The organism is Streptomyces sp. NPDC002838 (assembly GCF_040295365.1).
In the GTDB taxonomy this organism is placed as follows: Bacteria; Actinomycetota; Actinomycetes; order Streptomycetales; family Streptomycetaceae; genus Streptomyces.
In genome coordinates this window covers 25,587-51,018 of sequence record NZ_JBEOVF010000026.1, presented here as the reverse complement: position 1 = coordinate 51,018, position 25,432 = coordinate 25,587, and the positions used below count along the sequence as shown (strand labels likewise).

22 protein-coding genes and 3 pseudogenes are annotated in these 25,432 nt (G+C 69.1%); 12 read left to right on the top strand and 13 right to left on the bottom strand.

Features of this window, described 5'->3' with window-relative positions; translation table 11 throughout:
- The first annotated feature begins 33 nt into the window (after positions 1-33).
- On the top strand, positions 34-990 hold the full coding sequence (locus ABT063_RS29300; RefSeq protein ID WP_351062334.1) for an FAD-dependent oxidoreductase: 957 nt from the start codon (positions 34-36) through the stop codon (positions 988-990).
- A 41-nt stretch (positions 991-1,031) separates the two neighbouring features.
- Here the strand turns inward: ABT063_RS29300 and ABT063_RS29295 are convergent, their stop codons facing one another.
- Both ABT063_RS29295 and ABT063_RS29290 read right to left on the bottom strand, forming a co-directional pair.
- Positions 1,032-2,276: a M14 family metallopeptidase gene (locus ABT063_RS29295; protein ID WP_351062333.1), complete on the bottom strand. Its 1,245-nt coding sequence runs from the start codon at positions 2,274-2,276 to the stop codon at positions 1,032-1,034.
- A complete protein-coding gene (locus ABT063_RS29290; protein ID WP_351062332.1) occupies positions 2,273-4,228 on the bottom strand; it encodes a Xaa-Pro dipeptidyl-peptidase in 1,956 nt (651 codons plus the stop codon). The genes ABT063_RS29295 and ABT063_RS29290 overlap by 4 nt, the downstream gene beginning before the upstream one ends.
- A gap of 198 nt (positions 4,229-4,426) precedes the next feature.
- Here ABT063_RS29290 and ABT063_RS29285 point away from each other — a divergent pair, with 198 nt between their 5' ends.
- A complete protein-coding gene (locus ABT063_RS29285) occupies positions 4,427-5,962 on the top strand; it encodes a M1 family metallopeptidase (RefSeq protein WP_351062330.1) in 1,536 nt (511 codons plus the stop codon).
- A 45-nt stretch (positions 5,963-6,007) separates the two neighbouring features.
- A complete protein-coding gene (locus ABT063_RS29280) occupies positions 6,008-6,937 on the top strand; it encodes an arginase family protein (RefSeq protein ID WP_351062455.1) in 930 nt (309 codons plus the stop codon).
- Here ABT063_RS29280 and ABT063_RS29275 read toward each other — a convergent pair.
- Complete coding sequence (locus ABT063_RS29275) at positions 6,897-7,385, bottom strand: F0F1 ATP synthase subunit B (RefSeq protein ID WP_351062328.1); 489 nt, start codon at positions 7,383-7,385, stop codon at positions 6,897-6,899. The two genes, ABT063_RS29280 and ABT063_RS29275, sit on opposite strands and share 41 nt — an antisense overlap.
- Before the next feature lie 321 nt (positions 7,386-7,706).
- Between ABT063_RS29275 and ABT063_RS29270 the strand changes: the two genes are divergently transcribed.
- Complete coding sequence (locus ABT063_RS29270; RefSeq protein ID WP_351062327.1) at positions 7,707-8,411, top strand: MerR family transcriptional regulator; 705 nt, start codon at positions 7,707-7,709, stop codon at positions 8,409-8,411.
- Positions 8,412-8,468: 57 nt separating this feature from the next.
- On the opposite strand, the gene ABT063_RS29265 is transcribed toward ABT063_RS29270, so the two are convergent.
- From ABT063_RS29265 to ABT063_RS29245, 5 genes and pseudogenes are all read right to left on the bottom strand, one after another.
- Positions 8,469-10,646 carry a 3-hydroxyacyl-CoA dehydrogenase NAD-binding domain-containing protein gene (locus tag ABT063_RS29265; protein ID WP_351062325.1) on the bottom strand — a complete coding sequence of 726 codons (2,178 nt, stop codon included), beginning with the start codon at positions 10,644-10,646 and terminating at the stop codon, positions 8,469-8,471.
- Between the two features lie 39 nt (positions 10,647-10,685).
- Positions 10,686-11,900, bottom strand: coding sequence for an acetyl-CoA C-acetyltransferase (locus ABT063_RS29260; RefSeq protein ID WP_351062323.1), 1,215 nt, complete (start codon positions 11,898-11,900; stop codon positions 10,686-10,688).
- 22 nt (positions 11,901-11,922) lie between these two features.
- Positions 11,923-13,065, bottom strand: a complete 1,143-nt coding sequence (locus tag ABT063_RS29255; protein WP_351062322.1) for an acyl-CoA dehydrogenase family protein — start codon at positions 13,063-13,065, stop codon at positions 11,923-11,925.
- Entirely contained in the window at positions 13,062-14,210 is a 1,149-nt protein-coding gene (locus ABT063_RS29250) for a CaiB/BaiF CoA transferase family protein (RefSeq protein ID WP_351062320.1), read from the bottom strand. Before ABT063_RS29250 ends, ABT063_RS29255 begins: the two co-directional genes overlap by 4 nt.
- A gap of 158 nt (positions 14,211-14,368) precedes the next feature.
- Positions 14,369-14,477: pseudogene (locus ABT063_RS29245) on the bottom strand (MmcQ/YjbR family DNA-binding protein); the annotation flags it as partial.
- A 91-nt stretch (positions 14,478-14,568) separates the two neighbouring features.
- Between ABT063_RS29245 and ABT063_RS29240 the strand changes: the two are divergent.
- Complete coding sequence (locus ABT063_RS29240) at positions 14,569-15,756, top strand: saccharopine dehydrogenase family protein (RefSeq protein ID WP_351062318.1); 1,188 nt, start codon at positions 14,569-14,571, stop codon at positions 15,754-15,756.
- Positions 15,757-15,765: 9 nt separating this feature from the next.
- Here ABT063_RS29240 and mmpA read toward each other — a convergent pair whose 3' ends face one another.
- Positions 15,766-15,912, bottom strand: a complete 147-nt coding sequence (mmpA, locus tag ABT063_RS29235; RefSeq protein WP_351062316.1) for a morphogenic membrane protein MmpA — start codon at positions 15,910-15,912, stop codon at positions 15,766-15,768.
- Between the two features lie 75 nt (positions 15,913-15,987).
- A complete protein-coding gene (locus ABT063_RS29230) occupies positions 15,988-16,677 on the bottom strand; it encodes an endonuclease V (RefSeq protein WP_351062314.1) in 690 nt (229 codons plus the stop codon).
- A 49-nt stretch (positions 16,678-16,726) separates the two neighbouring features.
- Here ABT063_RS29230 and ABT063_RS29225 point away from each other — a divergent pair.
- From ABT063_RS29225 to ABT063_RS29215, 3 genes and pseudogenes are all read left to right on the top strand, one after another.
- Positions 16,727-16,999 (top strand): annotated as a pseudogene (locus ABT063_RS29225) (YciI family protein); the annotation flags it as partial.
- A 485-nt stretch (positions 17,000-17,484) separates the two neighbouring features.
- The gene (locus tag ABT063_RS29220) at positions 17,485-18,576 is read left to right on the top strand and encodes an ISAs1 family transposase (RefSeq protein ID WP_351062312.1); all 1,092 of its coding nucleotides are present in this window, start codon (positions 17,485-17,487) and stop codon (positions 18,574-18,576) included.
- A 415-nt stretch (positions 18,577-18,991) separates the two neighbouring features.
- Positions 18,992-19,273 carry a hypothetical protein gene (locus ABT063_RS29215; RefSeq protein ID WP_351062310.1) on the top strand — a complete coding sequence of 94 codons (282 nt, stop codon included), beginning with the start codon at positions 18,992-18,994 and terminating at the stop codon, positions 19,271-19,273.
- Positions 19,274-19,396: 123 nt separating this feature from the next.
- On the opposite strand, the pseudogene ABT063_RS29210 reads toward ABT063_RS29215, so the two are convergent.
- Positions 19,397-20,092 (bottom strand): annotated as a pseudogene (locus ABT063_RS29210) (transposase); the annotation flags it as partial.
- 12 nt (positions 20,093-20,104) lie between these two features.
- On the opposite strand from ABT063_RS29210, the gene ABT063_RS29205 reads away from it, so the two are divergent.
- Together ABT063_RS29205 and ABT063_RS29200 are read left to right on the top strand one after the other, a co-directional pair.
- Positions 20,105-20,440, top strand: a complete 336-nt coding sequence (locus tag ABT063_RS29205) for a hypothetical protein (protein WP_502990907.1) — start codon at positions 20,105-20,107, stop codon at positions 20,438-20,440.
- Positions 20,441-20,718: 278 nt separating this feature from the next.
- Positions 20,719-21,594 (top strand): hypothetical protein, encoded by an 876-nt coding sequence (locus ABT063_RS29200; protein ID WP_351062308.1) that lies wholly within the window; start codon positions 20,719-20,721, stop codon positions 21,592-21,594.
- Between the two features lie 63 nt (positions 21,595-21,657).
- On the opposite strand, the gene ABT063_RS29195 is transcribed toward ABT063_RS29200, so the two are convergent.
- The gene (locus tag ABT063_RS29195; RefSeq protein WP_351062306.1) at positions 21,658-22,044 is read right to left on the bottom strand and encodes a hypothetical protein; all 387 of its coding nucleotides are present in this window, start codon (positions 22,042-22,044) and stop codon (positions 21,658-21,660) included.
- Between the two features lie 283 nt (positions 22,045-22,327).
- On the opposite strand from ABT063_RS29195, the gene ABT063_RS29190 reads away from it, so the two are divergent.
- Complete coding sequence (locus ABT063_RS29190; protein ID WP_351062304.1) at positions 22,328-22,756, top strand: 8-oxo-dGTP diphosphatase; 429 nt, start codon at positions 22,328-22,330, stop codon at positions 22,754-22,756.
- A 226-nt stretch (positions 22,757-22,982) separates the two neighbouring features.
- The gene (locus tag ABT063_RS29185; RefSeq protein WP_351062453.1) at positions 22,983-24,257 is read left to right on the top strand and encodes an ApeA N-terminal domain 1-containing protein; all 1,275 of its coding nucleotides are present in this window, start codon (positions 22,983-22,985) and stop codon (positions 24,255-24,257) included.
- A gap of 130 nt (positions 24,258-24,387) precedes the next feature.
- Here the strand turns inward: ABT063_RS29185 and ABT063_RS29180 are convergent, their stop codons facing one another.
- Positions 24,388-25,395 (bottom strand): tyrosine-type recombinase/integrase, encoded by a 1,008-nt coding sequence (locus tag ABT063_RS29180; protein ID WP_351062451.1) that lies wholly within the window; start codon positions 25,393-25,395, stop codon positions 24,388-24,390.
- Between the last annotated feature and the right edge of the window lie 37 nt (positions 25,396-25,432).

Genomic DNA, 25,432 nt, shown 5'->3' with positions numbered 1-25,432 from the left:
GCACGGCATGACATATTCCGCTAACGTCCCCGCGTGGAGAACGAACTGGCGGACGACGTCGTCGTGGTCGGCGGCGGCGTCATCGGACTGACGACGGCCGTCGTGCTGGCCGAGCGCGGCCGGCGGGTGCGGGTGTGGACGCGGGATCCCGTGGAGCGGACCACCTCGGCGGTTGCCGGGGCGCTGTGGTGGCCCTACCGGATCGAACCGGTCGCGCGGGCCCGTGCGTGGGCGCTGCGCTCGCTGGACGTGTACGAGGAACTGGCGGCACGGCCCGAGGTGACCGGCGTACGCATGGTCGAAGGGGTACTGGGCGAGGCGGATCTGGACGGCGCCGATGCCTGGGCGACCGTACGGCTGCCGGGGCTGCGGGCGACGACGGCCGAGGAGTACGCGGGCACGGGGGTGTGGGCGCGGCTGCCGCTCATCGACATGTCGACTCATCTGCCGTGGTTGCGGGAGCGGTTCCTCGCAGCGGGTGGGGCCATCGAGGAGCGTACGGTCACCGACCTCGCGCAGGTCCCGGCGCCGGTCGTGGTCAACTGCACCGGTCTCGGCGCCCGCGAACTCGTGCCGGACGCGTCGGTGCGGCCCGTGCGCGGGCAGCTGGTCGTCGTGGAGAACCCGGGCATCCGCACCTGGGTCGTCTCCACGGCCCCCGACGGGCAGCCGGCGTACTTCTTCCCGCAGCCCGGCCGACTGCTGCTGGGCGGTTCGGCGGACGAGGACGCATGGTCACTGGAGCCGGATCCGGCGGTGGCGGAGGCGATCGTACGGCGGTGTGCGGCGCTGCGGCCCGAGATCGCCGGGGCGCGGGTGCTGGGCCACCGGGTGGGGCTGAGGCCGACGCGGGACGCGGTCCGGCTGGAGCGTGAACCGCTGCCCGACGGGCGGGTGCTGGTGCACCACTACGGTCACGGCGGCGCCGGGATCACGGTGGCCTGGGGCTGTGCGGAGGAGGCGGCGGGACTGGCCGCCGCCTCCCCATGACGCATCAGGCGTCATGCGTGACGTATGACGCGTGAGCGGGTTCAGCAGTCGGTGACCGGCTCACCGGCCGTGAGGTGGTACGGCGCACGCTCGTCCAGGAGCAGCGGGACGAGGGCGCGCAGGGACTGGCGGAGCGGGACGTAGGTGCCCCTGGTCGTCACTCCGTGCAGGGCGAGTTCGTCCTTCACCTCCGTGTACTGCCCGGGGGTGAGCCGGTACCCGCAGGGCGGGTCCTGGATCACCTCGGCCGGTTCCGGCGGGTCGTTGTCGGCGCCGCCGACGTAGACGGGACCGGCGTCGGCGTAGCCCTCCAGCCGGGCTTTGCCCGTCGCGGCCTCGATCCGCCCTCGGCGTTCGTCCGTGAACCCGGACAAGCCCTTCAGCGCGGCGAGCTGGGAGTTCACCCGGCGCCGGTTGTTGACCGCTTCGTCGACGTCCGTCAGCGGCTCCACCCGGCTCTCGATGAGCAGGCCGACCGAGTGCTTGATGCCGGACATGTTGCGCAGGATCCGTTCCTGACCGTCCCCGGCGACCTGCCGGATCGGTTCGCCGGTGACGGGGTCGGTCCAGATGCCGTACGTGCCGGTGGAGTACCCGGCTCGTTGCGCGGCGGGACGTACGTACGCCTGGGACAGGGTCTCGGCCTCGTCGTGGACGGCCGCGTCCGTGTTGAGGTTGCGCGGCCACAGGTCGAACAGATCCTTGTCGTAGTACGGCGGTGTGGCGCCGTACTCGTGCAAGTCGTAGACCACGTCGGGGCGTTGGTCGCGGATGACCGCCGCCAGCGTGCGTCCCTCGGCGGTCCGCAGGGCGACGTGGTCGCGGTTGATGTCGACGCCGTCACTGTTGCCTCGGGTGTCGGCGGCGCGGCCGTCGGGGTTGGCGGTGGGGACGACGAGCACGGTGGTGCGGTCCAGGAAGCGGCGGGTCTGCCGGTCCTTCGCGTATGCCAGATCGCGGATGGTGGTCAGGCAGGCCTCGCGGCCCGAGGGTTCGTCGCCGTGCTGGCCGCACACGAGCAACACTTTGTTCAGGGCGTGCCGTGCGCCGACCCTCACCAGTTGGAGGGGCCGGTCCTGTTTCGTCGTACCGATGCGGGCGACGGAGACCCGGGAGCTCGCCCGGTCGACGGCCGCGAGGAAGTCCTGTTCCTCGGACCGGCTGGTCCAGCGGGCGCCGTCGGACTCCTCGAAGCCGGTGCGCGGCGGGGTGTCGGCCGCGTGGGCCGGGACCGCGACCAGGGAGGCGGCGAGGGCCGCTGTGGTGAGCGTCAGGGCGCGGATCATCGGCCTCCTTCCGGCACGCGCTGCACGGTGCGCGGTGCCTGGACTCCATCGAGGGGCGTGGCCTCGGGTCCGGCGGCCGCGGACCCGGCGATCGCGCGGGCGAAGGCGGCCGTACCGCCGACGAACGGGACGCGTGCCGACGTACGGGAGAGGTCGAGCTTCAGCGTCGGCGTGGTCGACGGCGGGTCGATGAGGTCCTTGTCGGTGCCCGCGACGATCAGCGCGAGGCGGTGTCCGGCCGGGACGACATGGTCCGTGGCGCCCAGGTCGAGGGCGATGGTGTACGGCTTGCCCGGAGTGAGCGGGGCGCCCTTCAGGTCGGAGGCGTGGTTGCCGAGGTCGGCCCAGCCGCGGCTGACGATCGTGTAGTCGACGTCGGCGTTCTTCGCCCGCGTCTCCTTGAAGCAGGCGCTGTCGCCGGTGGTGCTGACGCCCCAGCAGGTGCGGTCGGTGAGGGTGGTGATGCCCTCGTAGGTGTCGGCGTAGTCGCGGATGGTGTCGGGACCGAGGTCGACGAGGACGGCGGACAGGTGGGCCGTCGAGGTGGTCGGGGTCGCGGTCACGGTGACCTTGGAGGAGCCGGACAGGCGCAGGTCGCGGGTGAGCGGCCCGGTGGCGAAGCCCGCCTTCTCGGGGGTCGGCGTGTCGATGTGCGCGGCCCAGTCGGTCTCGCTCAGCTCCGGGTTGTCGGTGAAGGTCTCGGTGCCGGTGCCCTTGCGCAGGCCGAGGGTGCCGACGCCCTCCTCAGTGCCCTCGGCGGGGCGCAGGGTGGTGGTGCCGGTGCCGCGCGGCGGCCAGACCGTGGAGGTGACCCACTGGTCGGGGTGACGCTCGATGTCGGCCATGGGCTCGCGGTCGATGCCGTTGTCGTAGCCGAGGAGTTCGTGGTCGAACCAGCGGTGCAGCGTGTCGACCCAATCCGCGCGGCGGAAGTCGAAGGGGTCGACGTGGCCGGTCTGGGAGAGCCAGATCTTGCGCTCGACGCCGTTCTTCGCGAGGGCGTCCCACCACGGGCCGACGTGCTGCATACGGACGTTGAGGTCCTGCATGCCGTGGACCAGGAAGACGCTCGCCTTCACCTTGCTCGCGGCCTTCACGTAGTCGCGCTCGGTCCACACCGGCGTCCAGTCGCCGGTGCGCGGGGCGCCGTCGACGAGCTTCTGCTGGACGGCGCCGCACTTGGCGCGGGCGTCGGGGCTGTTGACGTAGTTGGACAGCCAGTCGGGGCCCGAGTTGTACAGCGGGGCGCCCTTGGAGAAGTAGTAGTCGTACCAGGTGGAGATGGCGCTGATCGGGACGATGGTCTCCAGACCCTCGACTCCGGTGGCGGCGACGCCGTTGGCGATGGTGCCGTCCCAGCTCTTGCCGATCATGCCGGTCTTGCCGTTGGTCCAGCCGGCTTTGGCGCGTGTGGTGCCGGTGCGGGTCGTGTAGGCCTTGCCACGCCCGTTCAGCCAGTCGACGACGGCCTTGGCGGACTGGATGTCGGAGCGGCCGCCGACGTCCACGCAGCCGTCGGAACGGTTGGTGCCGGCGAGGTCGACGCCCACGAAGGCGTAGCCGCGCGGCACGAAGTAGTTGTCGTAGAACAGCGGCATCTGGGCGACATCGCCGTCGGCGTCGTACGTCTTCTTCTGGCTCTCGTTGCCGCGCCCGCAGCAGGAGTAGTACGGGCTGGCGTCCATGATCACGGGTACCTTGCGGCCCTGTTGGGCGGGTTCGCGCGGCCGGACGATGTCGACGGCGACGCGGTCCGTCGTCCCGTCGCCGTCGCCGTCGAGTCGGGTGTCCACCCAGACGGCCTCGCGGACGGCGTTCTCGTACGAGTGGACGGGCCGGCTCTCCTGTGGGGTGCCGTGGGCCACGGTCGGGGTGACGAGGGCGGCCAAGAGGGCGGTGACGGCCGCGGTTGCGAGCGGTCTCCAGGTCGTTGAGCGCATGCGTGTCGGCATGCGCCGGACGGTACATCGGTCAACTCCCGTGCAGAAGAGGGCAACCGGACGCTCATGAGGCCGGTGGAGTCGCTGGGGCGGTTCGCTCATGACGGCCGAATGGCGATCGTGTGACAGCGGCGGCGGTGGACACGTCCGGGCACACAGGGACTCAATAGGCTGCGAACAGACTTCGTGCCCCTACGACTTGGAGCTTTCGTGCACCGCAGAATCATCGCGCCGGGCGCACTGGCTGCGGCGTCTTTGATGCTGGCGATCCCGGCGTCGGCCGCGAGTCCCTCCCCCGGTGCGCCGGGCATCGGCGACCCCTACTACCCGGACTACGGCAACGGCGGATACGACGTCTCCCACTACGACCTCCGGCTGAAGTACCAGCCGGAAACGGACGAGCTGGAAGGCACGGCGACCCTCCTGGCCCGCACCACGCAGGACCTGACGCGGTTCAATCTGGACTTTCTGCTGGATGTGAGCGAGGTCCGAGTGGGCGGCGCCAAGGCGTCGTTCGCGACCTCGGGCGAGCACGAGCTGGAGATCACCCCGAAGACGCCGCTGGCGAAGGGCACCGAGGTCACCGTCGTGGTGCGCTACCGCGGGGTGCCGTCGTCGAAGCAGGCGTACGGCTTCACCAGCTGGCTGCGCACGCCGGACGGCGGGGTCGCGGCGAACGAGCCCGAGGCGGCCTGGTGGTGGTTCCCCAGCAACGACCACCCGCTCGACAAGGCCACCTACGACGTGTCCGTACAGGTGCCCGACGGCAACCAGGCCATCTCCAACGGCACGCTCCAGTCGACGAGTTCGCAGGCCGGCTGGACCCGCTACAGCTGGCGGTCGAACAAACCCCAGGCCACGTATCTGGCGACCTTGGCGGTCGGAAGGTTCGACGTGACGACCGGGAAGACCGAGAGCGGCATTCCGGTCGTCAACGCCTACAGCAAGGACCTGGGCGACAGCTACGGCGCGGCTCGGGCCAGTATCGAGCGGACCGGGGAGATCGCCGACTGGCTGACCGAGTTCTTCGGGCCGTATCCGTACAACGCGCTCGGCGGGTATGTGCCGAACACCACCACCGGGTACGCGCTGGAGACGCAGACGCGGCCCTTCTACAGCCCGCGGCAGTTCGCGAACGGGTCGAACACCTCCGTGGTCGTACACGAGTTGGCCCATCAGTGGTACGGCGATCTCGTGTCCGTCGCCGGGTGGAAGGACATCTGGGTCAACGAGGGCTTCGCGCGGTACGCGCAGTGGCTGTGGTCCGAGCACGAGGGCGAGGGCACGGCGCAGGAACTCGCCGACCACGTCTACGCCTCGCATCCGGCCGACGACCCGTTCTGGACGGTGAAGCCCGGGGATCCCGGGCCGGAGAACCAGTTCCATGTCGCCGTGTACGACCGGGGCGCGCTGGCCCTGCAGGCGCTGCGCAACGAGATCGGCGACGAGGCGTTCTTCGCGCTGCTGAAGGGCTGGCCGCAGAAGTACGCGCACGGCAACGCGTCGGTCGCCGACTTCCAGCGGTATGCCGAGCAGGTGTCCGGGAAGCCGCTGGCCGCGCTGTTCGACACGTGGCTGTTCCAGCCGTCGAAGCCCGCGGCGCCCGCGGCGAAGGACGCGTCGATCTCGGCTCGGGCCCTGGGGACGCAGGGGGCGCCCGCGCAGCCGAAGTCGTGGAAGAAGATCGCGGCGACGAATGGCGTGCACGAGCATGAGCACGCGCACGAAGCCGAGCACGGGCGCTGACGCGCTTCGTCCCGCCCGGCGGCTTACGGTGGGCCTGTGCGCCGGATGCGTGGGCCGGCCGGCGCCGCCGGGCTGACGAGGGAGTCGGACGTGCGGAACGTGGCGATCATCGAGGCACCGTCCGTGCTGGGGCTGCGGCCGACCGGGGTCGAGGAGCTGCCGGAGGCGCTGCTCGACGCCGGTCTGGCCACCGGCCTCGGGGCGGTGCGGGCGGGCCGGGTGGAGCCGCCCGCCTACGACCCGGAGCGTGACCCGGACACCGGGGTCCTCAACCCGGCCGGCATCGCGGCGTACTCCGGCGCGCTGGCCGACGCCGTGGGCGAGGTCCTGGACCAGGGCCGGTTCCCCGTGGTCCTGGGCGGCGACTGCAGCATCCTGCTCGGCAGTCTGCTCGCGCTGCGCCGCAGGGGCCGTCACGGTCTGCTCTTCCTCGACGGCCACACCGACTTCTACCAGCCGGCGGCGGAACCGGTCGGCGAGGTGGCCTCCATGGAGCTCGCCCTGGCCACGGGCCACGGACCCACCGTGCTGGCCGACCTGGAGGGCCGGGGGCCACTGGTGCTTGACGAGGATGTCGTCGCTTTCGGCTTCCGGGACACGGAGGAGTCCACGGCGGCCGGGATGCAGCCGCTGCCGGACGGGTTGACCGCGATGGACCTCCACGAGGTGCGCGTCCTCGGGGCGGCCCGGGCGGCGGACAGCGCGGTCGGCCTGCTCGGCGACGGCGTCAGCGCCGGGTACTGGATCCACCTCGATGTCGACGTCCTGGACGACGCCATCATGCCCGCGGTCGACTACCGGCAGCCCGGTGGGCTGACCTGGCAGGAGCTGGAGACCGTGCTGCGGACAGCGCTGTCCGACCCGGGAGCCATCGGATTCGACGCCGCGATCTTCAACCCCCGTCTGGACCCGCAAGGGGCCATCGCCGCGCGGCTCACCGAGTGTCTGCTGCGGGCGTTCGCGACGGAGGGCTGATCGGCTCGCCCACCACACGGCTCGCCAGCTGGGCGGCCAGCTCCGAAACGTGCGGGCGCAGTTCGGCCTCCGCCGCTGCTCGTTCGGCCTCGATGCGAGCGCCGGCCTCGGCGAGCAGTCCGTCGCGCCGGCGTACGGCGTCGGCGCGCGCGGCGGCGATCAGCGCGGCGCCCTCCTCGTGAGCCCGCTGCCGGATCTGGGCCGCGTCATGGCGGGCCTCTGCGAGCAGGGCGTGCGCTTCCTCCCGCTTGGCCTCGGCCTGGGCTCGCACCTCCTCCGCCTGTCGGGCGACTCCCTCGGTCGCCTGCCCGCGGGCCTCCAGGACACGGTTGACCCGGCGAAGCAGCCGCGTGATGGCGAAGAAGCTGACAGCGAACAGGACCGCCGCGATCACCATGTCCTGGACCCGGGGGTTCAGCGGGCCGATCTCCACGGGAATGAGCTCCATGCCGATGCTTTACCCGCTCATCCGTGCGAGTGATCACGCGTCTGCGCCAACCTTGGCCGAAAAGGTGCCTGCGTGTAGAGCGCGCACCTTCGTGTGGCGGGCCAAGGGCCCTCCCTGTAGTCGGCGTCGCCCGTTAACGCGGGCGGCGGCCCGGCCGTGTCGCTGCGGGCGGCGGCCGATTGCACAGGCCAGGGGGACGCCTTCCCCCGGGAAACCGCCTCGTACGCGGTGGCGCGTGTCACACAGCGTGACATCTCACAAGGTCATCAAGGGGTGCCCAAGAGGTTTCACACCTTTGGTGAGACAGCGATACTGCTGCATATGACGACCGACACCGACGAGCCGACCCTCACGATCGACGAGCTGGCCGCGCGGGCGGGTGTCACGGTCCGCACGGTCCGTTTCTACGGCACCAAGGGTCTGCTGCCCCCGCCGGTGCTCGGCCCGCGGCGCGTGGGGCACTACGGCGGGCAGCACCTGGGCCGGCTGGCGCTCATCGAGGAGTTGCAGCACCAGGGCATGACGCTGTCGGCCATCGAGCGCTACCTCCAGCAGCTGCCGCCGGATCTCAGCGCCCACGACCTCGCGATCCACCGGGCGGTGGTGGCGTCCTGGGCGCCGGACGCCACGGAGACGGTGACCCGGGAGGAGCTGGAGCGGCGGGCGGGGCGGGCGCTGAGCGACGGCGATGTGGAGCGGCTCGCCGCGATGAACGTGGTCGAGGTCGACGACGGCTCCTACCGTGTCGACCTCGGTCTGCTCCGGCTCGGCGTCCAGCTGCTCGACGTACCGCTGTCGCAGGAGGCGATCCTCGCGTCCCGGCAGGTCCTCATCGAGCACTCGCGCGCGGCGGCCCACGAGCTGGCGCGGCTCTTCCGCGGCGAGGTGTCGGAACGCGACGCGCGGGACGTCAGGTCCCTGTCCGAGCACATGCACCCCTTGGTGGTGCAGGCCCTGCTGACGACCTTCCAGCGGTCCCTGAAGGAGGAACTGCGCGAGTGGCTGACGGAGTCTCAGCCGCGGTGACCCGTCCAGCGCGGGCAGCGGCTGCCCGGTCGGACAGCCGCTGCCCGCACCTCGCGGTCACCGCTCGTCGCTGAAGGTCTCCCCCTTCTCCGCCTTCTCCACCAGCAGCGTCGGCGGAGTGAACCGCTCCCCGTAGCGCTCGGCGAGTTCACGCGCGCGTGCCACGAAGCCCGGCAGGCCACCTTCGTAGCCGTTGATGTACTGGAGCACGCCGCCCGTCCAGCCGGGGAAGCCGATACCGAAGAGAGAGCCGATGTTGGCGTCGGCGACGGATGTCAGCACGCCCTCTTCGAGGAGCTTGACGGTGTCGAGCGCCTCCGAGAAGAGCATGCGTTCCTGCATGTCCTTGAAGGGGATCTGGTGCCCGGGCTGGGTGAAGTGCTCGCGCAGGCCCGGCCACAGCCCGGCGCGCTTGCCGTCCTCTCCGTACGCGTAGAAGCCCGCACCGCCGCTGCGGCCGGTGCGGCCGAACTCGTCGACCATGCGGTCGATGACGGCCTCGGCCGGGTGTTCCGTCCAGGTGCCGCCCGCCTCCTCCACGGCTCGCCTCGTCTCGGCCCGGATCTTGCGCGGGAGCGTGAGCGTCAGCTCGTCCATCAGCGACAGGACCTTCGCCGGGTAGCCCGCCTGGGCCGCCGCCTGTTCGACCGACGCGGGCTCGATGCCCTCGCCGACCATCGCGACGCCCTCGTTGAGGAAGTGCCCGATGACACGTGAGGTGAAGAAGCCGCGTGAGTCGTTGACGACGATCGGCGTCTTCTTGATCTGCCGGACCAGGTCGAAGGCGCGGGCCAGCGCCTCCTCACCGGTGCGCTCGCCCTTGATGATCTCGACGAGCGGCATCTTGTCGACGGGCGAGAAGAAGTGCAGCCCGATGAAGTCGGCCTGGCGCTCCACGCCCTCGGCCAGCGCGGTGATGGGGAGCGTGGAGGTGTTGGAGCACAGCAGCGCGTCCGGCTCGACGAGGTGCTGGACCTCCTGGAACACCTTGTGCTTGAGCGCCGAGTCCTCGAAGACGGCCTCGATGACCGCGTCACAGCCGGCCACGTCCTGCGGGTCGGCCGTGGGCGTGATGCGGGCCAGCAGCGCGTCCGCCTTCTCCTGGGTCGTACGGCCGCGGGAGACGGCCTTGGCGCACAGCTTCTCGGAGTAGCCCTTGCCCTTGGCGGCGGCCTCGGCCGACACATCCTTCAGGACCACGTCGATGCCCGCGCGGGCGCAGGAGTAGGCGATGCCCGCGCCCATCATCCCGGCGCCGAGGACGGCCACCTTGCGGACCTGGCGCGGCTCGATGCCGTTGGGGCGGTTCGCGCCGGAGTTGACGGCCTGGAGGTCGAAGAAGAAGGCCTGGATCATGTTCTTGGACGTCTGACCGGCGGCCAGCTCGACGAAGTAGCGCGCCTCGATGACCTGCGCGGTCTCGAAGTCGACCTGGGAGCCCTCGACGGCCGCGGCAAGGATGTTGCGCGGGGCCGGGTAGGGGGCGCCGCCCGTCTGCTTGCGCAGGGTGGCCGGGAAGGCGGGCAGGTTCGCCGCGAACTTGGGGTTGGCGGGCGTACCGCCGGGGATGCGGTACCCCGGCTTGTCCCAGGGCTGCCGGGATTCGGGGTTGGCCTCGATGAAGGCGCGGGCCTTGGCGAGCAGCTCCTCCTCAGTGGCCACCACTTCGTCGACCAGGCCGTTCTCCAGGGCGCGCCGCGGGTTGTACTGGGTGCCCTGGAGCAGGACCTTCAGCAGCGCGTCGGCGATGCCGAGCAGGCGTACGGTACGGACGACTCCGCCGCCTCCGGGCAGCAGGCCGAGGGTGACCTCGGGGCAGCCGATCTTCGAGCCGGGCGCGTCGAGGGCGATCCGGTGATGGCAGGCGAGCGCGATCTCGTAACCGCCGCCGAGGGCCGCGCCGTTGATCGCCGCGACGACCGGCCTGCCCAGGGTCTCGATGCGGCGCAGGTCGCGCTTGACGGCCATGCCCGCGTCGAAGGCCTCCTGCGCGGTCTCGGGCGTGACGCGGATCAGGTCGCGCAGGTCGCCGCCGGCGAAGAACGTCTTCTTGGCGGAGGTGAAGATGATGCCCCGGACGGTGTCCTTCTCGGCCTCCAGACGGTCGGTGATCACCGCCAGGGAGTCGCGGAACGCCTGGTTCATGGTGTTGGCGGACTGGCCGGGGTCGTCGAGGACGAGGGTGACGACGCCGGTGCGGTCCTGTTCCCAGCGGATGGTGGTGCTCTGTGTCATGACAGGGTCTCCGTAGAAGTCTGTTGAATCCGCCGGGGTTCAGATGCGCTCGACGACGGTCGCGACGCCCATGCCGCCGCCCACGCACAGCGTGGCGAGGCCGTACCGCTTGTCCTGGCGCTCCAGTTCGTCGACGAGCGTGCCGAGGATCATCGCTCCGGTCGCGCCGAGGGGGTGGCCGAGCGCGATGGCGCCGCCGTTGACGTTGATCTTGTCCAGGGGCAGGCCCATGTCCTTCACGAAGCGCAGGACGACCGCCGCGAAGGCCTCGTTGATCTCGACGAGGTCGATGTCGTCGATGGTCAGCCCGGCCTTGGCCAGCGCCTTGCGGGTGGCGGGCGCGGGGCCGGTGAGCATGATGGTGGGCTCGGAGCCGGAGACGGCGGCGGAGACGATCCGCGCGCGCGGGCTGAGCCCGTAGCGCCGGCCGACCTCCTGCGAGCCGATCGCGACCAGCGAGGCGCCGTCCACGATGCCGGAGGAGTTGCCCGCGTGGTGGACGTGGTCGATCTTCTCGACCCAGTGGTACTTCTGCAGCGCCACGGCGTCGAAGCCGCCCAGTTCGCCGATGTCCGCGAAGGACGGCTTCAGCTTGGCGAGGGAGTCCGCGGTGGTGCCCGGGCGCATGTGCTCGTCGTGGTCGAGGACGACGAGCCCGCTGTGGTCCTTCACCGGCACGACGGACCGGTCGAAGCGGCCCTCCTTCCAGGCCGTGGCCGCGCGCTCCTGGGAGAGGGCCGCGTATTCGTCGACGTCCCGCCGGGAGAAGCCCTCGATGGTGGCGATCAGGTCGGCGCCGATGCCCTGCGGCACGAAGTTGACGGCCAGGTTGGTCATCGGGTCGTTGAACCAGGCGCCCCCGTCCGAGGCCATCGGCACCCGGGACATGGACTCGACGCCGCCCGCGAGGACGAGGTCCTCCCAGCCCGAGCGCACCTTGGCGGCGGCCAGGTTGACCGCCTCCAGGCCCGAGGCACAGAAGCGGTTCTCCTGCACGCCCGCCACGGTGTCCGGCAGCCCGGCGGCGATCGCGGCGATCCGGGCGATGTCGGAGCCCTGGTCGCCGACCGGGCCGACGACGCCGAGCACGATGTCGTCGACGGCCGCCGGGTCCAGGCCCGGGAAGCGGTCGCGGATCTCGTGGATGAGGCCGACGACCAGGTCGATGGGCTTGGTGCCGTGCAGGGCGCCGCCGGCCTTGCCGCGGCCGCGCGGGGTGCGGATCGCGTCGTACACGTACGCTTCGGTGCTCACTTGGAAAGCCTTTCGGGGAGGGTCAGCCCAGCAGGGAACGGCCGATGATCTCCTTCATGATCTCGGTGGTCCCGCCGTAGATGGTCTGGATGCGGCCGTCGGTGAAGGCACGGGCGATGGGGTACTCGGTCATGTAGCCGTAGCCGCCGTGCAGTTGGAGGCAGCGGTCGGCGACCCGCTTCTGCAGTTCGGTCGCCCACCACTTGGCCATGGAGGCGTGCACGGCGTCGAGGCCGCCGTTCGTGTGGTCCTCTGTGCAGCGGTCGAGGAAGGCGCGGGTGACGGCGCACTCGGTGGCCATCTCGGCCATCTCGAAGCGGATGTGCTGCTTGCTCGCCAGCGGCCGGCCGAAAGCCTCGCGCTCCTTGACGTACTCGGTGGTGATCTCCAGCAGGTGCTCGGCGGCGGCGATCGCGGAGACGGCGATGCTCAGGCGCTCCTGGGCGAGGTTCGTCATCAGGTGCCCGAAGCCGCCGTTGAGCTCGCCGAGCAGGTTCTCCTTGGGCACGCGCACGTCGTGGAAGAACAGCTCCGCCGTGTCCTGCGCCTTCTGGCCGATCTTGTCGAGGTTGCGGCCGCGCTCGAAGCCGTCCATGCCGCGTTCGACGACGAGCAGGGACAGGCCGTGCGCGCCGCCCTCGGGTGTCGTCCTCGCCACCACGATCACCAGGTCGGCGAGGATGCCGTTGGAGATGAAGGTCTTGGACCCGTTGAGCAGCCAGTGGTCGCCCCGGTCCTCGGCATGGGTCCGGATGCCCTGGAGATCGGATCCGGCGCCGGGCTCGGTCATGGCGATGGCCGTGATCAGCGTGCCGTCGCAGAAGCCGGGGAGCCAGCGCCGCTTCTGCTCCTCGGTGGCCAGCCCGGTCAGGTACGGGCCGATGATGTCGTTGTGCAGTCCGAGGGCGATTCCGGGCGTGCCCGCGCGCGTGAACTCCTCGGCGAGTACGGCGCTGTAGCGGAAGTCGGCGGTGCCGCCGCCCCCGTACTGCTCCGGCAAGGCGAGTCCGAGCAGGCCCTGTTTGCCCGCCGCCCGCCAGGCCTCGCGGGAGACGATGCCGTCCTTCTCCCACTGCTCGTAGTACGGCAGCACCTCCCTGGCCAGGAAGCTGCGCACGGTGTCGCGGAACGCGTCGTGCTCGGGGGCGAAGATCTTCCGCTTCATTCAGCGCCTTTCATGAGGTTCGGGCCCGTCATGAGGTCGGGTACGTCCCAGTCGCGCGCCACGGCCGCTGTGTCGGCGCCCGGCCGGGCGGGGCCGCCGCGGACGGCCGTGGGGGTCGCGGAGAAGCGGGGCGCGGGGGCGGGCTGGGTGATGCCGCCATGGTCGGTGAAGGTGCCGCGGGCGGCGAGGTGCGGGTGGTGCGGGGCCTCCCGCAGGGACAGGACGGGGGCCACGCAGGCGTCGGAGCCCTCGAAGACGGCCGTCCACTCGTCCCTCGTACGGGACTTGAAGCGGGCGGCGACGGCGGCGCGCAGCTCGTCCCAGCGGGCGAGGTCCTTGCGGGCCCCGGCGTGTTCCGGGATGCCGAGCAGGTTCAGGAGCTCGTCGTAGAACTGCGGCTCCAGGGCGCCCACCGCCATGTACTTCCCGTCGGCCGTCTCGTAGGTGCCGTAGTAGGGGCAGCCGCCGTCGAGGAGATTGGCGCCGCGCCGGTCCTGCCAGCCGCCGGCGGCGAGCATGCCGTGGATCATCGCGGCGAGGTGGGAGGCGCCGTCGACGATGGCGGCGTCGACGACCTGGCCGGTGCCGGTCGCCCGTGCGTGGTGGAGGGCGGCGAGGACGCCGACGACGAGGTAGAGGGAGCCGCCCGCGTAGTCGCCGACCAGGTTGGCCGGTACGGCCGGAGGCTCGTCCGGTTGGCCGATCATGCCGAGGGTGCCGGTGAGCGCGATGTACGCGATGTCATGGCCGGCGCGCTGGGCCAGCGGACCGTCCTGGCCCCAGCCGGTCATCCGGCCGTAGACGAGCTGGGCGTTGCGGGCGTGGCAGGCCTCGGGGCCGACACCGAGGCGCTCGGCGACGCCGGGGCGGTAGCCCTCGATCAGGACGTCGGCGCGTGCGGCGAGGTCGAGGACGCGGGACGGACCGTCGGGCGACTTCAGGTCGACGATCACCGAGCGCTTGTTGCGGTTGGTGACGTCGTACTCCGGGTCGATCGCGAGCCCCGAGCCGCCGGGGCGGTCGACGCGCACGACGTCGGCGCCGAGGTCGGCGAGGAGCATGGCGGCGAACGGGCCGGGCCCGATGCCGGCCAGCTCGACCACGCGCACGCCGCTGAGCGGGCCCTGCGCTGACGTCGTTGCCATTCGGCCCCCAGATGTGTGTGACACAACCGCTGTAACACCAGCGATGCTAAGAACGTGTTCCAGCGGGCACAAGACCTGACACCAGACTTGACGAGCAAGCGCTTAGTCCAGGTGTACCGCAGACGGTGGGATCAGCGCGCGTCCAGCTCCGCTGCCCGCCGCTTTACGGTCTCGCCCCAGGGGAACTCCTCCGTGGCACCGGGCATCCCGAGGGCGAACTCGCGCACTTTCTCCCACTTTCTTCAGCGCGTTCCTGGGCACGGCCACCTGACACCTCCGGGCTCGTCATCGGGCTCCGCACCGTTCACGCTAGCCTCGGCCACCGACAACGGCGCGTGCGGCGGACCCGAGAGGTGACATGAACAGGCTGAACAAGGCGGACCGTGCGGACCGTCCGTACGACATCGTGCTCTTCGGAGCCACCGGCTTCGTGGGGACGCTCACCGCGGAGTACCTCGCAGCGCACGCACCCGAGGGACTGCGCTGGGCGATCGCCGGCCGCAGCGAGGACAAGCTCCGAGCACTGCGCGAGCGGCTGCCCGGCGGCACGGAGATCGGGGTGCTGCGGGCGGACGTGGCCGATCCGGGCTCGCTGCGCGAACTCGCCGAGCACGCGCGCGTGGTGGCCACGACGGTGGGCCCCTACGTGACGTACGGCGAGGAACTGGTCGCCGCCTGCGCGGACACCGGCGCGGACTATCTCGACCTCAGCGGTGAGCCGGAGTTCGTGGACCTGATGTACGTCCGGCACCACGCACGCGCGCGTGAGACGGGTGCGCGGCTGGTGCACGCGTGCGGCTTCGACTCCGTCCCGCACGACCTGGGGGTGTACTTCACGGTCCGGCAGCTGCCGGAGGGGGTGCCGCTCACGGTCGACGGTTTCGTGACCGCGGACGCGACCTTCTCGGGCGGTACGTTCGCCTCGGCGCTGAACCAGTTCGCGCGGGGGCGGCGGATGCTGGCCGCCGCGCGGGACCGGGCGCGGCACGAGCCGCGCCCGGTGGGGCGGCGGACGTCCGCGCCGACCGGCGCGCCCCGGTTCGCTCCGGAGGTCGGTGCCTGGGCGCTGCCCCTGCCGACCATCGACGCGCAGATCGTCCGGCGGTCCGCGCAGGCCCTGGAGCGGTACGGCCCCGACTTCCGCTACCGCGAGTACGCGGCGGTACGGCGCCTGCCGGTCGCGCTGGGCGGGGTCGCGGCCGTGGGCGCGCTCTTCGCCGCCGCCCAACTGCCGCCCGCCCGACGCTGGTTGTCCGACCGGCTCAAGCCCGGGGAGGGGCCTGGCCCGGAGATGCGCGCGAAGAGCTGGTTCTCCGTCCGTTTCGTGGGCGAGGGCGGCGGCCGGCGTGTGTACACCGAGGTCGCGGGCGGCGACCCGGGGTACGGCGAGACGGCGAAGATCTTCGCCGAGTCTGCGCTGTCCCTGGCCTTCGACGACCTCCCGGCGACGGCCGGTCAGGTCACGACGGCGGTCGCGATGGGCGACGCGCTGACGGAGCGGCTGCGGCGGGCGGGGATCACGTTCCGGGTCGCGGCCGGCCGCTGACCGGCCTGCCTACACGGACCATCCCACCACCGTGTAGATCATCCCGCCGATCCAGCCGAGCCCGGCGAGCACAGCGAGAACCAACGCGGCCGTCACGGCGCGCTCGACGGGCCGGTCGGGGTCGGCAAGGGGCTTGGGGGCACGGTGCGTCGTCATGGGGCCCAGCCTGTCGATCTGCCCGGTGTCCCCACATCCGTACAGGTACTCAGACGCAATACTCAGAAGAGGTACTCAGAGGGTCGCCTCCCGCAGTGCCCTCCGGCACAGCGCGTCCGCCCTGCGGGTCGTCTCCGGCAGGCGGTACTCGGGGGTCAGCGCGAGCGTGTGGGCGCAGGCGTTGTCGAGATCGACGCGGTGGCCGACGGAGACGAACACCGGCTTGACGGCGTCCCGCGTGCGCAGGGCGCGGCCCACTTCCTCGGTGTCGGCGAGGAGGGGGGACGTACTGCCGCGCGGGGCGTCCGGGTCGTCGTACGTGAAGGTGAACGGGTTCTTGGCGACGCCGATCGTCGGCAGGCCGGTGAGAACGCCGAGGTGGCTGGCGAGGCCGAAGCGGCGCGGGTGGGCGCGGCCGTAGCCGTCGCAGACGACCAGGCCGGGCGGGCAGGGCAGACCGTCCAGGGCGGCGAGCACCATGGGGATCTCGCGGAAGGCGAGCAGGCCGGGCACGTACGGGAAGGAGATCCGGCCGACGGCCGTGGCCTCGGCGACGACGGCGAGACTCGCCGCGTCCAGCACGACGGCGGCGGCCACGACGACGTCCCGCTCGTCGTCGTAGGCCACGTCGACTCCGGTCACGTGTCCCGTGCCCGGCGGCGGTCCGGGCTCGTCGAGGACCACCCGCTCGCGCAACTCGTCCTGGATCGCGCGGGCCTGCTCCTCGGTCGCGGGCCAGCCCGCGGGAATGCGTACGGTCGTCATGATGGGGACGAGCCTACGACCCGCCACCGGGCCGCGTAGGCTCGCGATCATGTTCGTACTGGAGCTGACCTACACCGCCCGGCTGAATGCCGTCGACGCCGCGCTGGAGGCGCACATCGCATGGCTCGACCAGCAGTACGACAAGGGCGTCTTCCTGGCGTCCGGGGTCAAGAACCCCCGCGACGGCGGCGTGATCGTCGCCGTCGCGGAGGACCGCGCGGCTATCGAGGAGATCGCGGCGGGCGACCCGTTCGTCACCGCCGGGGTGTGCGCCTACCGCATCACCGAGTTCGCCGCCACGAAGACGGCACCGGAGTTGGAGCTTCTCTGCACTTCACTCGTATCCGTGTCGGCGAACGTCGAGCGCGGCGTGGCGGGTACCGCGGACGTCATCCTGCTCGGGCTGGTGGAGCTAGTACAGGCAGGATCTCGGGGACCGGGCCGAACTGTTCACGGACCAGGAACCAGTCGGCCAGGTGTGCGGGGTAACGGCGACCACGAAGTCGTGGTCGGGATCGGTACCGAAGCGGAAGTGGTCGGACCAGGGGCATTGCGTGAACGGGGTTCGTCTGGTTCGCCGGTCTCGTGAGTGACGTGGTGTCATGTCCGTTGTGAGACATGGGTGCCGGGGCAGCAGAGCAGGCACGGTGCTGGTGATCATGTGGTTGTCGAGACCCATGAGGACCGAGCGAGACCGTGCCTGCCCGAACATCATCGCCCATCCCTTCCGCCATGGAACAACTGGGCTCCCAGACCACTTCCCTTGCCCCGAGCGATGCTGTTGACCTGTGTCGTTTCCTGCGCCTGGTGCCCGATCCCCGTGATGTGCGGGGGCGGAGGTATCCGGCGGTCGCTTTACTGTGCGCGGCCGTCGCGGCGGTGCTGACCGGGGCCCGCTCGCTCATCGCGATCAGTGAGTGGGTCGCGGATGCTCCGCAGCACGTCCTGGGCACTCTCGGCTTCGGCATCGACCCGTTCACCGGCCTGCGGCCCGTGCCGCACGCCGCCACGGTGCGGCGTCTGCTGCAACGCGTCGACGGCGGCGCGCTGGACGCGGCGATCAGTGCGTATCTGCAGGCCAGAGTGCTGCCACCACCCTCGCCAGAGGAGAAGCAGCTGGTGAGGCGGGTGATCGCGGTCGACGGCAAGGTGGTGCGCGGCTCGCGTACCAAGACTGCCGCGGCGATCCAGCTGCTGGCGGCGATGGACCATCAAGGCGTGGTCCTGGCCCAACGGCAGATCGCCTCCAAGAGCAACGAAATCCCCTCCTTCCAGCCCCTGCTGGACACCCTGGACCTGAAGAACACCGTGCTGACCGCCGACGCCCTGCACACTCAGCACCATCACGGCGCCTACCTGACCGGTCGTGGGGCCCACTACGTGGCTGTCGTCAAGAAGAACCACCCCGGCCTTTATGCCCAGGTCAAAGGGCTGCCCTGGCGGGAGAACTCGCTCGGGCACCGCACCCGCGACCGCGCCCATCACCGCGACGAGATCCGCCGGCTCAAGGTCGCAGTGCTCCGCCATATCGACTACCCCGGGGCCCGTCAGGCGATCCAAGTCGTGCGCTGGCGCCGCGATCTGAGCGCCGGCAAGCTGACCATGGAGCGCGTCTACCTGATCACGAGCCTGAGCGTCTTCGACGCCACCTGCGCCGAACTCGCCACCTGGATCAGAGGCCACTGGGGCATCGAGAACCTCCTGCACCACGTGCGGGACCGCAGCTTCCGCGAGGACGACTCCAAGGTCCGCACCGGCACCCTGCCCCGCGCAATGGCCTCCTTGCGCAACCTCGCCATCAGCGTTCTGCGCCAGGACAGCCAGACCAACATCGCCGCCGCCCTCCGCCACGCAAGTCGCGACTACCGCCGGCCCCTGCGGACCCTCGGACTCACGTGACGAACCCGGACATATCTCGATCATGCAATAGCCCTGTGGGGCGCACAGTCACGGTCCTGTAACACGGAACCATGAGCGTGTGCCATCGAAGCTTGAACATGTAGTGCGGGATGACCCTGCAAGGTTTCAGGTTCCCCTGTAGAGCACGATCAGGCAGTCTGAGCTCTCTTGCCACAACGCATTCTGCGAGCTGTCATCTCCCCTGGCTGAACTGGTTGTTTGCGCTCCGCTGCAACAGTGTGGCCGGTACGGCTGGTGCCGCGCGATGATCGCTCCGTTGCATGGTAGGGCGTGAAGTCAGTCGGGGTGCGGGCCGGATGGGCCCGCCTTACGGGAGGGAAGTCGGATGCGTAGGCGTATAGCAACCGTGCTGGGGGCGTCCACGGCTGTGTTGATGCTGACGATGACGAATGCCGTGGCAGACGACATCATCGGCGACGACGGGAACCATATCCGCTGGGTGCGGAACTGCGGGTCGACCTACAAGGGGTATGTCTACACGACGTGGGCGTCGAGTACGAAGTCCGGTGACGGATGTGCGGGGCACGCCTGGCTCCGGGTGCTCGGAGACTCGTGGGGAGCCTGGCGTCACGAAAGCGACGGCCACGTCAAGCTCACCAGCCCGAACGGCAAGTTCCGCAAGGCCCAGCACAAGGGCTGCGAGACCTGCACGGTCTACACGACCGAGGTCAAGTAGGAGACAGGCGTAGAGCGGGAGGGGTTGTACCCCGCAGAGCGCTCAAGCGGGGGTGCCTGCCGCCGGCAGGCACCCCCGCTGAACTCAGCGTTGGTACGAGCGTGTCCGCAGAGGTGATCGCTGCTACACCACGCGGCGGACACCGTTGGCGCATTCGGCGGTGGTCGCCACATGACGTCGCGGCGGCGGGATGACTTGGCAGAGGCGCCGGTCCCGGATTAGGGCCCACAGCACGTTGACTCTGCGGCGGGCGAGGGCGATCACGGCCTGGGCATGGCGTTTCCCCTCAGCGCGCTTGCGGTCGTAGAACGTCCGGGAGTTGGGGTCGTAGCGGACGCTCGTCAGGGCTGACACGTAGAAGATGCGCTGGAGGCCCCGGTGATAGTGGCGGGGGCAGTGCAGGTTGCCACTGCGCTTCCCGGAATCATTCGGTGCCGGCGCCAGGCCGGCGAATGCTGCCAGCCCGTCCGGGCCGGCGAAGCCCGCAAGGTCGGGGCCGATCGCGGCAAGGAACTCGGCGCCCAGCAGCGGGCCAATGCCGGGCATGCTGGCCACGATCTCGGCCAGTTCGTGCGCGCGGAATCGGGCCTCGATGAGCCGGTCGACCTCGGCGACCTTCTCGTTCAGAGCCCGGACCTCCTGGGCGAGCGTCCGAACGAGTTGGGCGATCACAGCCTCGCCGGGAACGGCGGTGTGCTGCCGCTCTGCGGCCTCCACCGCCTTCCTCGCGAGCTCCTCGGGGCTGCGGACGCCGCGGGCGCGCAGCCATCGGGTGAGCCGAACGGTCCCGAGGCGATCGACTACCCCGGGGCCCGTCAGGCGATCCAAGTCGTGCGCTGGCGCCGCGATCTGAGCGCCGGCAAGCTGACCATGGAGCGCGTCTACCTGATCACGAGCCTGAGCGTCTTCGACGCCACCTGCGCCGAACTCGCCACCTGGATCAGAGGCCACTGGGGCATCGAGAACCTCCTGCACCACGTGCGGGACCGCAGCTTCCGCGAGGACGACTCCAAGGTCCGCACCGGCACCCTGCCCCGCGCAATGGCCTCCTTGCGCAACCTCGCCATCAGCGTTCTACGCCAGGACGGCCAGACCAACATCGCCGCCGCCCTCCGCCACGCAAGTCGCGACTACCGCCGGCCCCTGCGGACCCTCGGACTCACATGACGAACCCGGACATATCTCGATCATGCAATAGCCCTGGTGGTCGGACAGAGACGATTCCTTATCCGCGAGATCAGTGTTGTGCCGCCGCGGCCCGGGGCGTGGACGGCGGTGCGGGGCGGGTGGTGAGCAGTCGCCGAGCGGTTGCGGACAGAGCCACCAGCCTGCCCGGTACGGCGGCGCGGCTTGATAGCTCGAACACTTCGCTGTCGGCGAGCCAGGGCATCGTTCTACGGAGCTCCAGCGGGCATTGTCAGTGGCAACGGCTAGCGTTCTGCAGCATGACCACCGATACTTCCCCCGCACTTGACTGGACCATGCTGGGTCAGTCCTTCGCCGCTGCCCACGCCGAGCTTGACTCCAGTGACTACCTTCTCCCGGATGAGGCAGAGGCCGAGCAGACAACTCCTGTAGAACCAGCGGTAGTTGACGCTATCGAACCGGACGGAACCGACGAGAGACGTGCTCAGTGGCTCCGTACCGTCGAAAACATACGAACCTACTTCGGGCACGAGGCGGCTGACTTTACCCCCTGGCTCGCCCGGCGGCTGGGGATCGTGCAGCGCGCAGCTTGGTTCGAAAACCCACTCACGCTCGTGGGCACAGAGCAGAAGGTTGCCGGCTATCGCATCGACATTCTTGCCAAGACTCAAGTAGGTGATCGCGAACGCTTTGTGGTCATCGAGAACCAGCTGGAACGTACGGACGCGGACCATCTCGGACGTCTGATCACCTGTGCCGCAGAAGTGGAAGCCAGTCACGCTGTATGGATCAGCACGGAATTCAGGGATGACCACCTGAAAGTAATGGAAGCCCTTCAACAACACCACAGAGACTGCTCATTCATCCCGCTAATAATCAATGGGGCGTTGACAGAGGGTGATCGCGCTGTTTTCGATCTTACGCCGCCGCCTACATACCCGAGCCCTGAAGATCACCTGCGTGAGAAGCTCCATCTTGCGCTACGTCAAGCGCGCGAGGTCCATCTGACATTGAAGCGCCTTGAGGGCCTGATCTCCGCGAACCCCGAAGCTGACTTCACTCGATATCGCCGTCTGATCACGGAGGCTGGTTTGTGGAGCTATTATGCCGATGGTGTGGCTGACCGCCTCCTGGAAACTATTCCCGAGGAGCGTCGCAAGCAGCAGGTGAGCTAGACCGGTTGCCGTACAGGCGTTGAGCGTTCTGCGCTGGAGAAGGCTTCTCTTCAGCGGGGGGGATCAGCGGAACGGGTTCTCCGTTCCCGTGTTCGCCTCGGTGGCGACCTCCAGGAGTTCGAGCAGGTCAGCGCCGTCTGCGTCGCGCTGGTCGATCCACCATCCTGCGCGGGTGATGGCGCGGGCCTTCTCCTCCAGTTCCGCCCAGTCCGCCTCGTCCCAGGTCCCTTCCACGACGAGCGCTGTGTGCGCGGCCGTCATTAGCTGGTGGCGGGAGCGCTCGCTCCAGTCCAGGGCCTTGGCCGGGCCTTCCAACTGCGGCATGTCGAACTGCTTCGTCCAGGCGACGGCCGCATCCTGCTCGGCGGCGCGCTTGGCCGCGAACCACTCCTCCTTGGACTCGGTGTCGGCGTCGCGCGCCGCCTTCCAGCAGTCGGTGCTTATCTGCACTTCACCTGAACGAGTGCCTCGCTCGCCGCTTTGTGTACGCGCTCACTCGCGCGGTGCGGCGGCTCGGGGCCGCCGTCGCTGGCCCTTACGACAGTGTGGACGGGTCCACACGGGCAAGTAGCAGTTGTGAGGAGCGCTACCAGAGGCTGGCTGACACTGCGGCGGAAGATGTGGGTGTGACGGTCGGCAGGGTGGGTTCAGGTCGGTCGTTGATACTGGTGCGATGAGTTTGACGTCGATGTGCCTGTGTTACCTGACCCGAGAGTCGGCCGCGGGGCCTGAGGTGCTGCTGGGGGTGAAGAAGACTGGTTTCGGTGCTGGAAAGATCGTTGGGTTGGGCGGTCATGTCGAGCCCGGTGAGTCTCCTGCGCAGGCGGTGGTGCGGGAGGTCGCGGAGGAGTCGAGCATCCGGGTCGATCCTTCGCAACTGCGTGAGCTCGGTCTCGTGACGTTCCGCTTCCCCGCGCGCTCGAAGTGGGACTCGATGGTGTCGGTGTTCGGCGCCGACCAGTTCAGCGGCCAGGCCGTGGAGTCCGATGAGATCGCTCCGGAGTGGTTTTCCTTCAACGAGTTGCCGTTGACGAAGATGTGGGACGATGCCCGGCTGTGGCTGCCCCGGGTGTTGGCCGGTGAGCGTGTGACCGCCGAGATCACCTTTGCCGAGGACTGCGAGACCGTGGCCGAGGCCCACTTCGGCGAGGGGGCCGCCTGACACCGCGGCGACGGGCGTGGCGCCGGCATCATCCGACCGGCTCGTCTCGCCGCCGGTAGTGCGAGCGTCTGGCGGTCACTCAAACATCTTCCGCCGCAGTACTAAGCTAAGGCCCCTCCGCGGGTGGAACATGGGGTATGGACTTTTTCGATGCCGAAGGTATGTGGTGGCTGCCGGGCCGGCAGGCAGAAGCCGTCGTTGGCAAGCTGATCTTTGATCCGGATGGCTGAAACTCACCACCTACGGATCACTTCACGCCGTCGAAGCACTGGAGCCCGGTGGACTGACACCGCTGGAGCTCGTCTGGGTAACTGAGCCTTTGGTCTTCGGAACTTTGCGGGATCGGCGCGACATCAGTCTGATCAACGCTCGTGGTGGTTACCTGCCAGACCTTCCAGCCGAGGAGGAAACCTATCGGCCAGAACTGGCCCTGATTGGCGGCCACGTCTCGCGGGCCGATTTCTCCGAGGCTCGATTCGAAATTGATCACCTGGCCGACTGGATGGATTCACCACCATTTACGAAGCGGCAAGGAAGAGACATCTCCTTGTCTACGCAGACTGCAGAGTTGATGCAGGCCGAAACTGGCGACTCCACTGTGAAGGTCATTTTGGGGGCGCACGGGAGAGTCAGTGAGGACAGTGTGCATCTCGATCAGTACTGCATGTTCACTGTCAGCACGGAGACGCCGATGGACTGGCAGAGCATGTTGGCCGAGCAAGTGAGGCCACTGCATGACCTCATGATTCTGGCGTTGGGGCGACCGCTGGCGATGAATTCCTTCTACTTGCGCCCGGCCGTTGGCGAAAAGCGCCCACTGTGTGAAGCGTACTTTGACACCCTCCGGCCGAAGAAAACAACCGGCTCGATCCGCAACTACGCTGCCCCAACGTTGCTCCTGGGCAGCGACAGCTCAATCGACCTCGCCGAACTCGTAACCTCATGGTTCCATTTTCGTCGACGGTTTAAAGCCGTACTGCTTCCACTGCTGACCCCATTTTTCGCCCCTTTCACTTACTCAGAGCATAGGTTTGTCTCCATCTTTCAAGCCCTGGAAGCCCTTCACCAGGACAAGGATTTGTATGACAGCACGGATGTGACGAAAGAGCAGCACAAGCGGCGAGTGGCTGCGGTGATCAAGACGTTTGGCCAAGCTGGCCTCGAAGAGGAGACCCTTGGCTGGGCCAAGTCGGTGCTCCTGGGGCGCAACGATAAGCCGCTGAAGCAGCGGGTCAAGGAGGTAGTCGACTCCACTGGCAAGATGGGCGAAGCCATCCTGGAGCAGGACCCTCAGTTCGCCAAATCGGTTGCTTCGGCGCGATCGGCACTTTCTCACGGTGGCGGCAAAAGCCCCCTCGCTCCAGTCGCTCTCCACTGGCATGGCGAGGTTTTGCTGTGGGTCATGCGAGCTCGGCTTCTGGCCGAGCTCGGCGTACCTGATGCCTACGAGCGAGCCCTCAGTAAAGCGCCCTTCACCTTTGCCGTGGAGCAGATTGGATAGGTGCAAGAGCGAAAGCCATTGACTTTGGCGACGTTGCTGTAGCTGCAGAACTTCGTGAGCGCAAGCCTCCCGCTAAGCAGGGGCCTGCCAACGGCAGAACTGCTGGCTTCGGCCAGGGACGCGGAGGGGGTCATGGTGTGGCCTCCTGCGATGTTGCGGTGGTGCGTGGGAGAGGAATGCCAAGATTGACGATGGGGCGATGAAGGCGCCGCCTGGCCTCGTCTCTCTTGGTTTGCAGGAGGGTGAGGGTCAGGTCGATGCCTTCGATTTCGCCGCGCCATCCTTCGGCTTCGGCCTGAGCGCGGCGGTTGATGAGGTCCGTTTCGAGTTCGTCGAGTCGGCTGATCATTTTCGGGCTGACCTGGAGCATCGGACAGCGGATGCAGGCGTGTTCGTGCTGGCATGGGGTGCCGTAGGGGCGTCCGCAGGCACCGAGTTCGACCTTGCGCTTGTCGAAGTGCTCTTCGAATTCATCCCACTCGTCACTGGTGGTATCGAGGTATTCGTGGTCGGGGCGGAGCTGGCGGCGTTCGTTGAGATGGGCGACGTAGTGGCGGATGACGTCTTCGTCGAACACGGCGACGTACCCGCGGGTGGTCTGGATGTTGAGGTGGCCGAGCAAGGTGGCGCCGATGTGGATGGGCAGTCCGCTGTTGACGAGCTCGGTGGTGAAGATGCGGCGGAAGTCGTGTGGGGTGAACTTGACCGAGCGGAACGCGGGATGCTGTTCAGCGAGGTCCGTGCAGCGTCGCGCGAGCATGTTGAGGACGGTCACGGGACTGATCACGCTGCGAGTGGAGCCGATCTTGCGCTGGAACAGGAACGGCATTGGCGGGCTCCAGACTTTGTCGTGTAGGTCGAAGCGGCGCAGCATCGGGACCGGCCTGCCGTCGCGGGTGTGCCGTCGGATGACGGATGCGATGACGTGGAACAGTTCGGCGGACATCGGGATGACGCGCTCGCGGTCGGTCTTGGACGGGCTGATGACCAGGAGGGCGACCATCTCGCCGCTGTTGCGCTGGTAGTGACGGATGCTGAGGTGGCTGACCTCGCACATCTCCTCGATGCGGGCGCCTGAGTGACGCAGGGTTTCCACCGCAGCCCAGTCCCAGAAGGCTGTCTCTTCCTCTGCTTCGATGTGGACCAGTTGTCCGGTGTCGTCCCGGACGCGGACG